This is a genomic window from Phenylobacterium sp. (assembly GCF_016124325.1).
Lineage (GTDB): Bacteria > Pseudomonadota > Alphaproteobacteria > Caulobacterales > Caulobacteraceae > Phenylobacterium.
Map to the genome: position 1 here is coordinate 12471 of NZ_WGNY01000012.1, position 12919 is coordinate 25389.

Sequence of the window (12919 nt, forward strand, 5' to 3'; positions counted from 1 at the left end):
GGGGTCAGATCCTGAGATCGAGGCCAGCCGACACGCCGCGCCTCAGGCGCAGCGGGGCGGAGGCGTCGGCTTCGCCCGCGGCGTCCAGCGCCGCGCGGAAGGCCTGTCCGCGGAAGGCGCTGCTGAAGTCCGGCGTCTGATCCTGCCAGGCCTGCCCCTGCTGGCGGCCATCGCTGGCCACGTCGAAGGACAGTCCGCCCGAAAGGTCGAAGCCGGCCTGCTCCAGCGTGCGCTGAAGTTCGGCCGAGCGGGCCTTCAGCTCGGCCGCGGCGTGCGGGTTGTCGCAGGTCAGCGCCGCGGTGATCTTGCCCTGGGCGCCGATCTCGAGACGGACGTCGACCTTGCCGAGCCCGGCCGGCGTCAGTTCCAGGTCGAAGCGCGTCGAGCGGGCGTCGAGCTTCTTGACGATCTGGGCGGCGAGGGCGGCCACGGTCTCGGGCGAGCCGCGAACGGCCTGGGCCGCATGGCCAGAGGCCGCGGCGGGCGCCTGGGTCGCGGCGCGGGTCTCGGCGGCGAAGCTGGTGTCGGACGAGGCGCCGGAGTCCTTGGTGGTCGCTCCCGGCTCGACGTCCTTGAGGCTGGTCTCGTCCTTGGGCGCATCGGCCGTGGCGGCGGCCGGCCGCGCGGCGGCTTCGGCGGCGCGCGCATGCACGGGCCGGTCGACGGCCTCGGTGATCCTGAGGTCGGCGGGAACGTCGTCCTTGGCCGCCTTGGCGCGTTCGGCCTTCGTCGGACGGTCGGCCTGGCCCTTGGGCGCGGCCTCGGCGGCCTGCGGCGCCTCGAAGGCGGCGGCGACCTCCGGAGGAACCGCGGCGTCCGCGACGGCGGACGCGTCGGCGGCTGGGGCCGGCGTGGCCTGGGCGGCCTCCGGCGCAGGCGCAGGCGCAGGCGTGGGCTTGGCCTCGGCGCGGGCTTCGGCGTTCTGCAACGCGGGCGCGGCCGGTTGGCCCGCCGGCTTGTCGTGGCCCCACGCCGGCGGCGTCGCGCCGGCGGCCGACTTGGCGGCGGGCGCCGATTTGTCCGCAGGCACGGAGCCCGCGCCCGCGGCCGTCGCGGGCTCGGCGGCGCCGACGTCGTCGGCCACGGTCGCGTCTTCGGCGGCGGGCGCCGTCTGGGCGGCGCGCCATGCCGAACCGGGCGCGCCCCGGACCTTGCTGGGCGGGAGCGCTGGCGTGTCGGCGTCGGCGGCCGGGCCGTCCTTCGTCGGTGTGCTCACGGCGGTCGTGGCCGTCGTCGGAGCGCCGGCCAGGCTCACCGCCAGGGCGGCGGCCGCATCCGTGGCCGCGCCGTCGGAGGCTTCGGCGCCGGCGTTGGCGTCGTCGGAAGTCCCGTCACCCGCCGGGCCGGCCTTGGCGTCGTCCTTGGCCTTGGCCACCGCGGCGTTGGCGCCCTTGCCGCCGGCGCCCTGCGCGGCGGCGGCGACCGCCGTTCCGGGCGCATTCGCCGACGCGCCGGGCGCGCCTTGCGGGAAAAGGGCGGCGAGCAGGGCCTCGAAGCCGGCCAAGGCGCCACCAGCCGCGCCAGCCGCACCGGTCGAGTTGGCGGCGCCCGTGGCGTGGGCGGCCGCGCCAGGCGGAGTCGAAGAGGCGGTGTTGAGTGCGGACGCGGTCATTCGGGCGGAAGCTTCAGCTTCGATCTTGAGGGAAGCGCGTCCTGCGCCGGGCTCATTCGCCGCTACAGGAAGCAACCACCGCGCCAGTTGGGTAAACTATTGTTTTTCATCATAAGTTGGACAAATCGGGAGTCGCCGTCGAAGGCGTTGGGGCGGAAATTGCCGAGCCATCGGCGTCCCGATGGGGCGTTCCCTGCCGCCCTCCCGGACGGCGACGGCCCGGCCGCCGACCGCCCGGCGGCGGCTGACTTCGATGTGTCGCGTGAGCGCCGCGGGCGCCGGCGCCGCGAGCCATTCTAGAGCCATGCCCGACTCTGGCGCCGGTCTTGCGCCTGGATTCGTGAGCACTCGGGGCCTCGGAAAGGGCCATGTTGAAACTATTGAAGAAATTCCGGCAGGACGCGCGAGCGTTCACTATGGCCCCGGCAGAATCCGCCGGGTCGACCGACACCCTTTGCCGGGCGGAGCCTTAACAGATGTCTTTGGGCGTCACTCTCCAGACCGCGGCCTCCGGGCTGCAGGCGGCCCAGGCCTCGCTTCGCGCGGTCTCGGACAACATCGCCAACGTCAACACGCCCGGATACGTCCGCAAGGCCGTCAACCAGTCGCAGCAGGTGGTCGACGGCGTCGGCCTCGGCGTCCGCATCGACGGCATCAAGCGGATCACTGACCAGTATCTGCAGATGGCCTCGCTGACGGCGGCCTCGGATTCCAGCCGCTGGTCGGCCGTTTCGCAGTACCTCGACAACGCCCAGAGCCTGTTCGGCGACCCGTCGGCGGGCGGCTTCTTCTTCAATCGCCTGGACGACGTCTTCAGCGCGTTCGGCGCGGTGGCCAACGACCCGTCCTCGACCCTGCTGCGCGGCCAGGCGCTGTCGACCGTCCAGGACTTCCTGACCGAGGCCGACCGGATCAACACCCAGATCGTCTCCCTGGGCGACACCGTCGAGACCCAGGCGATCGCCGACGTCGATCGCGCCAACAGCCTGCTGGAACAGATCAGCCAGCTGAACGTCGACATCAAGCGCTCGAGCCTCGTGGGCGCCGACACCTCGGGTTCGCAGAACATCCAGAGCCAGCTGCTCGACGAACTGTCCGGCCTGATGAACGTGCGCGTCTCCGAGCGCCAGGGCGGCGGTGTCGACCTGCGCTCCGTTGAGGGCGTCCTGCTGGCGGGCGATCAGCCGGCCAAGCTCGTCTACAACTCCAGCAGTTCCACGCCCGCCTACATCACCGCCCAGCCCTATGGCAGCAACACCGCCCAGCCGATCCAGCTGACGAGCGGGGACCTGCGGGGCCTGATGGATCTGCGCGACGTCGAGCTGCCCAAGCTTTACGACCAGCTTGGCGAGTTCGTGAGCCGCTCGGCCGACCAGCTCAACGCCGCGCACAACGCCTCGGCCGCCTATCCGCCGCCGACGACCATGACCGGGCGCGACACCGGCCTCGACCTGCCGACGGCGGTGAGCGGCTTCACCGGCAAGACCACCATCGCCATCGTCGATCAGAGCGGCCTGATGCAGCAGACCGTCGCCATCGACTTCGACGCCGGCACCATGTCGGTGAACGGCGCCGCGGGCACGGCGTTCACCGACGCGACCTTCCTGGCCGACCTCAACACCGCCCTGGGCGCGGGCGGCTCGGCGACCTTCTCCAACGGGGTGCTTTCGCTGAGCGCGGCGGGCGGGAACGGCCTGGCCATCGACGAGGGAACCTCGCAGAAGACGGGGCGCGGCTTCTCGGCCTTCTTCGGGCTCAACGACCTGATCAAGACGACCGGGTTCACCAACTATGCGACGGGCCTGCAGCCCACCGATCCGCACGGCTTCACGGCTGGCGGCCAGATCAGCCTGAGGCTCTCGTCCGCCGACGGCCGGCCGCTGCGCGACGTGACGGTGGCCGTCCCGGCGGCGGCGACGATGACCGACCTGCTAAACGCCCTGAACAACAGTTCGACGGGCGTGGGGCTGTACGGCTCGTTCGGCCTGGACTCCAACGGCGTGCTCAGCTTCACCGGCAGCGCGCCGAACAACGCCCAGCTCTCGGTCGTCAGCGACAACACCGCGCGGGGCGTGGGCGGCCCCTCGATCAGTCAGCTTTTCGGCCTGGGCAGCGCCGAGCGGTCGAGCCGCGCCGGCCGCTTCCAGGTCAACCCCACCCTCGACGGCGACCCCACCAAGCTGTCCGTCGCCAAGCTCGACGTCACCGCGGCCATCGGTCAGGTCGCGGTCCGGCCGGGCGACGGCCTGGGCGCGCTCGGGCTCTCGACATCAGGCGAGACGCCGATCCTGTTCCAGGCGGCCGGCACGCTGGGCCAGGTCACCATGTCGCTGACCCGCTACGCATCGGAGTTCGGCGGCTCGATCGGACGGACCGCGGAAGCGGCCGACAACCGCAAGGCCAGCGCCGAGGCGGTGTCCAATGAAGCCAACAACCGCCGCCAGGCCGTCGAGGGGGTCAACCTCGACGAGGAACTGGTCAATCTCACCACCTATCAACAGGCCTTCTCCGCGTCCGCGCGGATGATCCAGGCCGCCAGCGATCTCTTTGATCAGCTGCTGAAGATCGTCTGAGGCGCCACGCATGGTCACCCGGGTCACCACCACTGGAAACTACTCGGCCGTCCTGGCCAACCTTCTGGCCGCCCAGCAGAAGCAGATGGATGCCGGCGACAAGGTCTCGACCGGCAAGAACGGTCAGAACCTCAAGGACTACGCGCAGAAGTCCGAGCTGCTGACCGCCATGCGTTCGGTGCAGACGCGTCTGGTCGGCTATTCGGATCAGAACTCGCTGCTGTCCGACAAGCTTTCGACGCAGGACACCGCCCTGAGCCGGGTCGCCGACGCCGCGGGCTCGGTCCGTCAGATCATGGCCGACGCCCTCGCATCGGGCCGGGTCGACACGCTCGTCGAAGACATCCAGGCCCAGCTCAGCAACGCGGTGGAGGCCCTGAACGCCCGCTATGGCGGCAAGTACCTGTTCGCCGGCGGCCAGGTCGACACCCAGCCGGTGAACGTCAGCGCCCTGTCCGACCTCACCGCGCCGCCCGCGATCGTCGCCAATCTCTTCGCGAACGACACCTTCAAGGTGACGGCCAAGCCGGACGACGCCACCACCATCACCACCGGCATGCTGGCGAGCGACATCGGGACCGACCTGCTGACCGCGTTCCAGGCGTTCCAGACCTTCAACGAAGGGGTCGACGGACCGTTCACCGGCGCCATGACCGACAATCAGCGCACGTTCCTGGAGAGCCAGCTCTCCACCTGGGACCAGACGCGGTCGGATCTGACGATCAAGGTGGCCTACAACGGCACCAACCAGAAGCGCCTGGAGACCATCGCCACCGACCTGGAAGGCCGGCAGAACACCCTGACCGGGATGATCGCCGACATCACCGACGCCGACATGGCCGGCGCCGCAGCCCAGCTTCAGCAGTCGCAGCTCGCCGTTCAGGCGGCCGCCTACGTCTTCCAGTCGCTCCAGTCCTCGTCGCTGATCAACCTGCTGAAATAGCCGTCGAGGCTCGAAAAGCGCAGGCCCAGCCGCTACATAGGCGGCGATGAACGCCCCTGTGATCACCTCGGAGCGCCTCAGCGACGGCCTGGTCGAGGCCGCGCGCGACGCCGTGCGCCTGCCGGCCGGGACCCGGATCGTGGCCGCCATGTCGGGCGGGGTGGATTCCACCGTCACCGCCGCCCTGCTGGCGCGGGCGGGCTATGACGTCGTGGGCGTGACGCTGCAGCTCTACGACCACGGCGCGGCGATCCAGAAGAAGGGCGCCTGCTGCGCCGGCCAGGACATCCACGACGCGCGGACCGCCGCCGACGCCATCGGCATCCCGCACTACGTCCTCGACTACGAGAGCCGCTTCCGCGACCAGGTGGTGGAGGACTTCGCCGACGCCTACCTGCGCGGCGAAACTCCGGTGCCGTGCATCCGCTGCAACCAGACGGTCAAGTTCCGAGACCTGCTGGACGTGGCGCGCGATCTGGGCGCGGGCGCCATGGCCACCGGCCACTACATCCGCCGCGAGGAAGGGTCCGGCGGACCCGAGCTGCACCGGGCCGTCGATCCGGCCCGTGACCAGTCCTACTTCCTCTTCGCGACGACCCGCGAGCAGCTCGCCTACCTGCGCTTCCCGCTGGGCGGCCTGCCGAAGCCGGCGGTGCGCGCCGCGGCGGCCGAACTCGGCCTGGCGGTGGCCGACAAGCCCGACAGCCAGGACATCTGCTTCGTGCCGGAGGGCCGCTACACCACGGTGATCGACCGGCTGCGCCCGCACGGCGCGGAGCCCGGCGACATCGTGCACATGGACGGCCGCGTCCTGGGCCGCCACGAGGGCGTGACCCGCTACACCATCGGCCAGCGGCGCGGCCTGAACGTGGCCGTGGGCGATCCACTGTTCGTGGTCAGGATCGACGCCGACAGCCGCCGTGTGATCGTCGGCCCGCGCGAGGCGCTGCTGACGCGCGCGCTGACGCTGAAGGAGACCAACTGGCTCGGCGAGGACGCTTCGATCGAGGCGGCCTGCGCGGCCGGGCGGCCCGTGCTGGCCCGCGTGCGCTCGACCCGCGAGCCGGTGGCCGGCCGCCTGGCCATGGTGGATGGCGCGCCCGGGGTGACCTTCGACACGGCCGAGGAAGGCGTCGCGCCGGGGCAGGCCTGCGCGCTCTACGCGCCGGAAACCCCTAGCCGGGTGCTGGGCGGCGGGTTCATCATGGGCGCGGTCCGCCTTCCTCTCCCGCTCTCGGCGGGAGAGGGGGACCGCGCGCCGAAGCCGGCCGGGGCCGGCTGAAGAGCGAGTGGTGGAGAGGGAAGGCGGCGTCTCTCGCGCCTTTTCGGTCGACCAAAACGTCGTGTCGGCCGCTCGCCCTTTCCACCAGCCGCTCTACCCCCGGCCCGAGGCCGGGGTCGGCGGCCGGTCCCCCTTTCCCGCGGCGCGGGAAAGGAAGATGCTGCCGACGTGAACGCGCGCCAATTGGTCGACATCGCCATCGACGAGGATCCGAGGGCGCCCTGCCTCTGGGTCCCGTCCGGCCTGTTCCCGGAGCTCTGCGCCGCCCTCCGTCAACGGCCGAACGTCGTCGGGGCGGTGATCTACCGCAACAAGACCATCCGCGACGGCGGCCCCTGGTGCGACATCACCACGAGGCTTCCGTAGCGGACCCTGGATTTCAGTGCGCGATGAATTAGGTTGAGACCATGACCCAGACCTCCGATCCCGTCGTCATCGCCGCCTATGCCCGCACGCCCATGGGCGGCTTCCAGGGCGCATTGTCCGCCGCCAAGGCCACCGACCTGGGCGCCGCCGCCGTCAGAGCCGCCGTCGAGCGCTCGGGCGCGCCGGGCGAGGCCGTGGAGCAGATCTTCATGGGCTGTGTGCTGCCCGCGGGCCTGGGCCAGGCGCCGGCCCGCCAGGCGGCGCTGGGCGCGGGCCTGCCGAAGTCGGTCGAGGCCACGACCGTCAACAAGATGTGCGGTTCGGGCATGCAGGCCGCGATCCTGGCGCATGACGCCCTGGCGGCCGGCTCGGTCGACGTCATCGTCGCCGGCGGCATGGAGAGCATGACGGGCGCGCCCTACCTGATGACCAAGCACCGCGGCGGCGCGCGGATCGGCCACGACACCATGTTCGACCACATGTACCTCGATGGCCTCGAGGACGCCTACGAGCCCGGTCGCCTGATGGGCAGCTTCGCCGAGGAGACCGCCCGCCAGTACCAGTTCACCCGCGAGGCCATGGACGAATACGCGATCGGGTCGCTGAAGCGGGCGCGGGAGGCCACCGAGTCCGGCGCCTTCGCCAAGGAGATCGTCGCGGTCGAGGTCAAGGACCGCAAGGGAACGGTCACCGTCGACAAGGACGAGCAGCCGCTGAAGGCCGATCCGGCCAAGATCCCGACGTTGAAGCCCGCCTTCGCCAAGGACGGCGCGATCACGGCGGCGAACTCGAGCTCGATCAGCGACGGCGCCGCGGCTCTGGTGATGACCCGTGAGAGCGTCGCCCGGAAGCTCGGCATGAAGGTGGTGGCCCGCATCGCCGGCCACGCCGCCCACGCCCACGAGCCCGGCCTGTTCACCACCGCGCCGGTGCCGGCGATGCAGAAGGCGCTGAAGCGCGCCGGCTGGAGCGTGAACGAGGTGGACCTGTTCGAGGTCAACGAGGCCTTCGCCGTCGTGGCCATGATCGCCGAGCGCGAGCTGGGGATCGACCGGGCCAGGCTGAACGTCAACGGCGGCGCCTGCGCCCTGGGCCACCCGATCGGCGCCTCGGGCGCGCGCATCCTGGCCACCCTGCTGGCGGCGCTCGAAGCGCGCGGCGGCAAGAAGGGCGTCGCCTCGCTCTGCATCGGCGGCGGCGAGGCGACGGCGATGGCGGTGGAACTGGCCTAGAGCTCGTCAGGGTGAAGTGGCGTCCGGTTCACCCGCCCGGACGAGCTCCAATCTCTCGAAGATCGAGCCTTCTGGTCCGGATCAAGCGAGGCGCTTGATCCGGGAAGGCTCTAGAGGGTCTTGGCCAGCGCTTCCATCTGCTCGGCGCAGACGCCCCAGCCGTCGTGGAAGCCCATCTGTTCGTGCTGCTTGCGCTTGTCGACCGTGGGGTGGCCGCAGCGGGCGACGTAGAGCGTCTGGCCGTCGCCGTGCGGCTCGAAGGTGAGCACGGCGGTCATCATGCCGCCGTCCTCGGTCGGGACCCAGCCCTCGGTGTAGGCGTCGGTGAACACCAGCTTCCGGTTCGCGACGACCTCAAGGTAGACGCCGCGGTTCGGCATCACCTCGCCGTTCGGGCCGTGCATGACGGTGTTGGCCGCACCGCCGGGCCGCAGGTCCATCTTCTCCACCTCGGCGCGCCAGGGCTTGGGGCAGAACCACTCCGGATAGCGCTCCGGCGTGGTCCAGCAGCGGAAGACCTGCGCCGGCGTGGCGTCGATGATGCGCGCGAGCACCAGCTCACGGTCGTGGCTGGGGGCGATGTCGACCGGGGTGGCCATGGTGTTGCTCCTCGGGGGAAGGGGATTGGTGTTCCTATCGCCCCGAGGACGCGCCGGGCGCGCCGGGTCCGACAGCGGCGCGGAAAAAAAGGCCTACTGGCCGCCGGCGCCCTTCCGCATCGCCGAGGGATTGAACTTCATGCCGTTCACGGCCACGTCGCCCGGCTTCATGTCGGCCGGGCAGGGGCCTTCCCAGGTGGCCTGCATCTCGGTGTGGTGGGTCCCGTTCGCCTGCGGCATGGAAGACCCCTCCATCGTGGAGTCGATCTTGACCGTGTAGTTCGAGCTGAAGTCGCCGGTCGCGGTTCCCTTCGAACTGATCTTGCCGCCGCCGCCCGGCATGTCGCACACGCTCTCGAAGGCCCAGCCGCCCATCATGGGCGTGACCTTGTGCTGCGAGCACATCTCGTCGCCCTGCTGCTGGCCCCAGGCGGCCATCTCGGCGTCCTCGGCGGCGTCGACGCAGGTCTTGATCGTCTGGGCGCGGCCCATCGCCGTGGTGCTGATGGACCACAGGCCCGACTTGCGCTTGGGCGCGGTGGCTGCGGTCATCGGCGCCGACGCCGTCGCGGGCTTGGCCTCGCCCGTCGCGGCCGCTTCGCCCGAGCTTGCCGCGCCGCCGCTCTTCTGGCACGCCCCTAGGGCCAGGAGGCTCACGCCGAGTCCCGCGCCCAAAACAAACATGCGCCGCATCTTGAACCCTCCGGATGTGGTGTGTGTTGAACCATAGGCCGGGAAATTCGGGAGTGGCGAGCGGGTTCGCATCGCAAGGGAGTTTCAGCATGCGCGGCGAGATGCGCGACACCGGCGAACGGTTCGAGATGGATGAGCAGGGACTGACGTCCTACGCCGACTATCATCGGGCCGATGGCCGGCTTTTCATCGACTATGTGTTCAGCCCCGTGCCGTTGCGCGGCACGGGCGCGTCGGGCCGCCTGATGGAGGCGATCGCCGCCGAGGCGCGTCGGGCGGGCGTCAAGGTCACGCCGATCTGCGGCTACGCCGCCGCCTGGCTCAAGCGCAGCGACGAGTTCCGCGACCTGGTGGCGTAGAGCGCGTCAGGCGAAAGTGTGAGCGGTTTCGCCGCTCGCACGCGCTCCAAGCTTTGGATTCTCGAGCACGATTCAGCGGTCAGGCGATTCCACCTGACCCCATCGTGCTCTAGCGCCTCGGGGCCGGCCGAAATCCCCGTCGGCCGGCGGTCCCGCGGCATGGGCGTCCCATTGTCGGACGCTCAGGCTTGCGCGTCAGTTGCGCGCGGAGATGGCTTCGAGCGTCTGGACGCGCGAGCCCAGGTCTTCGGCGAGCTGGCGGGCGAGTTCCCGCACGCCCGGCGCATAGGCTTCGCCGCCGACCGAGATTTCCGCCGCCAGGGTTTCCAGGTCGGCCATCGCCGAGGCGAAGGTGGCCACATGGTCCTTGGCGAGTTGCTTGGCCTCCGCCTGCAGGCGGCGCACGCGCTCGGCCACGGTTTCGGTCTTCTGCGGGACGATCTTCAGGTCGTTGTCGGCGACGACGGCAAGAGTGGGAGACATCCTTTTGTACCTCAATTCCAGTACCCAAGGTCATTACGGCCCGCGATCCCCGTTGGATCGCTGTAAGGCCTCCCTGGGCGCTCAAAAACGCGAGTCCTGAGACAGCACAGGTGGACTGACGCCCGCATGAACGGCGCCAGCAGCTTTCAGATGGGGTTTTCCGGTCACACGCTGTAGTCGCGAAACCGCATAGGTGTGCTGCGGAATTGGAATGGGTGGGGCCGGGCGCTATTCCCCGCCGGCCTCGGCGAGGTCCACCCGCCGGCCGCCGGCGTCGCTCAGCCGGTAGGCCGTCCCGGACGTCACGCGGTAGTAGGGCCGTTTCGAGCGCTCGCAGACGATCCGCACGTCGCGGCGCGGGTCGAATTCGTCGGACCAGGTCACGCCCGGCCGGATCTTCAGCATGACGTGGGTCTTGCCGTCGACCACCACGGCGCAGTCGACGATGCGGCCGGCCTCGTTCTCCAGCGAGAGCGTCTGCTTCTCGGGCGCGCCGGCCAGAGCCGGAACGGCCACGCTGAGAGCGAGCGCCAGGCTGGGGACGAAAGCGGACTTCGGCACGGCATGCTCTCCAGATCGGCGCCCGCCACCCTCGGCGCCTCGCCTGGCGGCGTCAAGCGGGTGGGAACCCCGGCCCTCGACCGTGAGTTGCTCGGGCGACGGATTCACAGCAGAAGGTCGTGAGACGATCTGATGAAGCTCGCGTGACGATCCAAGCGGGCGCGGCTGGAGGGCTGTGGGGTTGCATCATGTGCTGCACGACCGGCTGGCCGGCCGGGAGCACAATTCGTTCTACGATCGCCTGCCGCCCGGGCGGGTCGAGACGCGCTACCTGATCGCCACGGCGGGCCGCGCCGGCAGCACGCTGCTCTGCTCGCGGATCGGCGAATACGGGGTGCTGGGCTTTCCCGACGAGTTCCTGAACGAGGCCTTCGTCGAACGCCTCGACCTCGTCTTCCCGCAGCCCAACCTCGACGATTTCGAGGCCTATGTGTCGGCCAGGTTCGTCTCGCCCAACGGGGTGTTCGGCCTGAAGTCCGACTGGTGGCGCTTCGACGCGGCGCGGCGGCACGACCTGTGCCGTTCGTTCTACGAGCCGCTGGACCTCGTGGTCTATCTCTGGCGCGACGACTTCGTCGCCCAGGCGGTGTCGTACACCCTCGCCGTCGAGACCCAGCAGTGGCACGCCCGCGACGCGGTCGACGGCGATCTCGAGACGGCGCAGCGCGAGGTCCCCTACGACGGGGACAAGGTGGAGACCGCCGCGCGCAACATCCTGAACCAGGAGCACATGTGGTCCCGGTTCCTGGCCGGGTGCGACGCCCCGGTGATCCGGCTCAGCTACGAGGCCCTGACCGCCGATCCCGACGAGGCGGTGGCGCGGATCGGCGAGACCCTGGGCGTGGACCTGCCGCCTCGGGAGGCCGCGCCGCGGATGCGGAAGGGCCGCTCGGGCGTCGGCCGCGAATGGCGCGAGCGCTTCGCCGCCGAACGCGGCGAGTTCATCCGCTTCTGGAACGAACACCGCGGGACGATGACCGCGAGCGCTTAGGACGAGGTCCGCCGCGGGCCGCGCATTCGGCGTGGTTCAGAAGGCCGGTAGCTCAACCGCCCCCGCCTGATCGGCCACACTCAGCGCGAACCGCATCAGGCATGAGTCGACGACCGCAGACGGTAGGCGCCGCGCCCGAGGAACTCGATGAAGCCGTTGTCCCGCAGCACTTGAAGCTGCTGTCTGATCTTGGGGCGCACGTTGCGATTTGCCGGGTAGAGCTTCTGGAGCGTCTGTTCGGACGCATAGACCTCATCGAGCGTGAACTCGGTTCGCCTCAGCGCCTCGACGACCTTCATGACGGCAAGCAGCCATCCGCGAGCGTCCAGTGACGTATCCCGCAGGAATCTAGTGGCTTGCCATTGCAGGCGAACTTCCTCTCTCGGGACCCATAGGCGGTTGCGGAGCAAGGCGACGCGGCCAGACGGCGGTACGTTTGAGATATTGATGTTGCATCCGATCCATCCCGCGCGGCGCGCGGTCGGCGCCAAAGGCTTCCGCGGTTCGATTAGATCGAGAACAAAGTAGTAGTTTGGGATGACAATGATGTCGGTCGCTTCCCGCGCGACGCCATCGTAGCTGAGCAACATCAGATGAGGGTTGTTCTTCGCGACGAGCCGTTGGCGCATTGCGGAGTAGGCGCCATCGGTGACGCGAGGACCGAAGCGTCCTCTCTTGCTCTTCAATTCGTATTCGTCGAAGCATGCCGGACAACGCAGATCGCCGACGGGGTTGTTATTCGGCAAGCGGTCAAGCGTGGGGGAGCCGCAGTTGGGGCAACCGACATGCTGGGCCCAGGCTTCGGTGGACACGCGAGCAATCTGAGACGGGCTCTCGAAGTGCGCCGGCGCTTCCTCAAGGCCCAGCGGCCGCCCAAGTTCGTCGTCTTCGCCTTGCACCTACGCATCCGCCAACCAAGTGGTCCGAACACGACGAGGTTCACGCCGAACCTGTCGCCGAAGAAGCCTGGCTCAGGCGCAGCTAGAAATCACGAACTTCAGTTTCCTCGATTTCGAAGCCGTTTTCGTCGAGGGCGATGAAGATGCGCGCTTCGAACTCGCAGGAACCGTCAGGCTTCCAGTCAATGTCGGCGTCGCGCTGTGCCGCGATTTCGGCGGCTTCCTTGGGGTGGCTTGCCGACACGAGCGCGACATAGTCGACATAGGCGTCAACCCGCCGCTTTACGGTGTATGTCGGCATTGCCTCTCTCCGCGCTTGGACGTCG

At 69.7% G+C, this 12919-nt stretch carries 14 protein-coding genes; 7 read left to right on the top strand and 7 right to left on the bottom strand.

The window, feature by feature from the left end; genetic code table 11:
* Window positions 1-4: 4 nt before the first annotated feature.
* Window positions 5-1612, bottom strand: coding sequence for a flagellar hook-length control protein FliK (locus tag GC203_RS06090; RefSeq protein WP_293452459.1), 1608 nt, complete (start codon window positions 1610-1612; stop codon window positions 5-7).
* A 476-nt stretch (window positions 1613-2088) separates the two neighbouring features.
* Between GC203_RS06090 and flgK the strand changes: the two genes are divergently transcribed.
* The 5 genes from flgK (at window position 2089) to GC203_RS06115 (ending at window position 8008) form a co-directional block, all read left to right on the top strand.
* Window positions 2089-4185, top strand: a complete 2097-nt coding sequence (gene flgK / locus GC203_RS06095) for a flagellar hook-associated protein FlgK (protein ID WP_293452462.1) — start codon at window positions 2089-2091, stop codon at window positions 4183-4185.
* A 10-nt stretch (window positions 4186-4195) separates the two neighbouring features.
* Window positions 4196-5128 (top strand): flagellin, encoded by a 933-nt coding sequence (locus GC203_RS06100; RefSeq protein ID WP_293452464.1) that lies wholly within the window; start codon window positions 4196-4198, stop codon window positions 5126-5128.
* A gap of 46 nt (window positions 5129-5174) precedes the next feature.
* On the top strand, window positions 5175-6410 hold the full coding sequence (gene mnmA, locus GC203_RS06105) for a tRNA 2-thiouridine(34) synthase MnmA (RefSeq protein WP_293452467.1): 1236 nt from the start codon (window positions 5175-5177) through the stop codon (window positions 6408-6410).
* A 168-nt stretch (window positions 6411-6578) separates the two neighbouring features.
* Complete coding sequence (locus GC203_RS06110; protein WP_293452470.1) at window positions 6579-6776, top strand: hypothetical protein; 198 nt, start codon at window positions 6579-6581, stop codon at window positions 6774-6776.
* A gap of 41 nt (window positions 6777-6817) precedes the next feature.
* Entirely contained in the window at window positions 6818-8008 is a 1191-nt protein-coding gene (locus tag GC203_RS06115) for an acetyl-CoA C-acyltransferase (RefSeq protein WP_293452473.1), read from the top strand.
* Between the two features lie 110 nt (window positions 8009-8118).
* Here GC203_RS06115 and GC203_RS06120 read toward each other — a convergent pair whose 3' ends face one another.
* Window positions 8119-8607 carry an SRPBCC family protein gene (locus GC203_RS06120; RefSeq protein ID WP_293452476.1) on the bottom strand — a complete coding sequence of 163 codons (489 nt, stop codon included), beginning with the start codon at window positions 8605-8607 and terminating at the stop codon, window positions 8119-8121.
* 93 nt (window positions 8608-8700) lie between these two features.
* Window positions 8701-9300, bottom strand: coding sequence for a DUF3617 family protein (locus GC203_RS06125; protein ID WP_293452478.1), 600 nt, complete (start codon window positions 9298-9300; stop codon window positions 8701-8703).
* An 89-nt stretch (window positions 9301-9389) separates the two neighbouring features.
* Here GC203_RS06125 and GC203_RS06130 point away from each other — a divergent pair, with 89 nt between their 5' ends.
* Complete coding sequence (locus tag GC203_RS06130) at window positions 9390-9659, top strand: GNAT family N-acetyltransferase (protein ID WP_293452481.1); 270 nt, start codon at window positions 9390-9392, stop codon at window positions 9657-9659.
* 195 nt (window positions 9660-9854) lie between these two features.
* On the opposite strand, the gene GC203_RS06135 is transcribed toward GC203_RS06130, so the two are convergent.
* Together GC203_RS06135 and GC203_RS06140 are read right to left on the bottom strand one after the other, a co-directional pair.
* On the bottom strand, window positions 9855-10142 hold the full coding sequence (locus GC203_RS06135) for a hypothetical protein (RefSeq protein ID WP_293452484.1): 288 nt from the start codon (window positions 10140-10142) through the stop codon (window positions 9855-9857).
* Window positions 10143-10370: 228 nt separating this feature from the next.
* Window positions 10371-10703, bottom strand: coding sequence for a hypothetical protein (locus tag GC203_RS06140; protein ID WP_293452486.1), 333 nt, complete (start codon window positions 10701-10703; stop codon window positions 10371-10373).
* A gap of 175 nt (window positions 10704-10878) precedes the next feature.
* On the opposite strand from GC203_RS06140, the gene GC203_RS06145 reads away from it, so the two are divergent.
* Complete coding sequence (locus GC203_RS06145) at window positions 10879-11694, top strand: Stf0 family sulfotransferase (RefSeq protein ID WP_293452489.1); 816 nt, start codon at window positions 10879-10881, stop codon at window positions 11692-11694.
* Window positions 11695-11789: 95 nt separating this feature from the next.
* Here the strand turns inward: GC203_RS06145 and GC203_RS06150 are convergent, their stop codons facing one another.
* Together GC203_RS06150 and GC203_RS06155 are read right to left on the bottom strand one after the other, a co-directional pair.
* On the bottom strand, window positions 11790-12593 hold the full coding sequence (locus GC203_RS06150) for a DpnI domain-containing protein (protein WP_293452492.1): 804 nt from the start codon (window positions 12591-12593) through the stop codon (window positions 11790-11792).
* A gap of 82 nt (window positions 12594-12675) precedes the next feature.
* Entirely contained in the window at window positions 12676-12894 is a 219-nt protein-coding gene (locus GC203_RS06155) for a hypothetical protein (protein WP_293452494.1), read from the bottom strand.
* Window positions 12895-12919 lie beyond the last annotated feature (25 nt).

Coding starts and splice junctions, on each gene's coding strand:
- GC203_RS06090 (WP_293452459.1), bottom strand. CDS start 1,612: ATGACCGCGTCCGCACTCAACACCGCCTCTTCGACTCCGCCTGGCGCG.
- flgK (WP_293452462.1), top strand. CDS start 2,089: ATGTCTTTGGGCGTCACTCTCCAGACCGCGGCCTCCGGGCTGCAGGCG.
- GC203_RS06100 (WP_293452464.1), top strand. CDS start 4,196: ATGGTCACCCGGGTCACCACCACTGGAAACTACTCGGCCGTCCTGGCC.
- mnmA (WP_293452467.1), top strand. CDS start 5,175: ATGAACGCCCCTGTGATCACCTCGGAGCGCCTCAGCGACGGCCTGGTC.
- GC203_RS06115 (WP_293452473.1), top strand. CDS start 6,818: ATGACCCAGACCTCCGATCCCGTCGTCATCGCCGCCTATGCCCGCACG.
- GC203_RS06120 (WP_293452476.1), bottom strand. CDS start 8,607: ATGGCCACCCCGGTCGACATCGCCCCCAGCCACGACCGTGAGCTGGTG.
- GC203_RS06125 (WP_293452478.1), bottom strand. CDS start 9,300: ATGCGGCGCATGTTTGTTTTGGGCGCGGGACTCGGCGTGAGCCTCCTG.
- GC203_RS06130 (WP_293452481.1), top strand. CDS start 9,390: ATGCGCGGCGAGATGCGCGACACCGGCGAACGGTTCGAGATGGATGAG.
- GC203_RS06135 (WP_293452484.1), bottom strand. CDS start 10,142: ATGTCTCCCACTCTTGCCGTCGTCGCCGACAACGACCTGAAGATCGTC.
- GC203_RS06155 (WP_293452494.1), bottom strand. CDS start 12,894: ATGCCGACATACACCGTAAAGCGGCGGGTTGACGCCTATGTCGACTAT.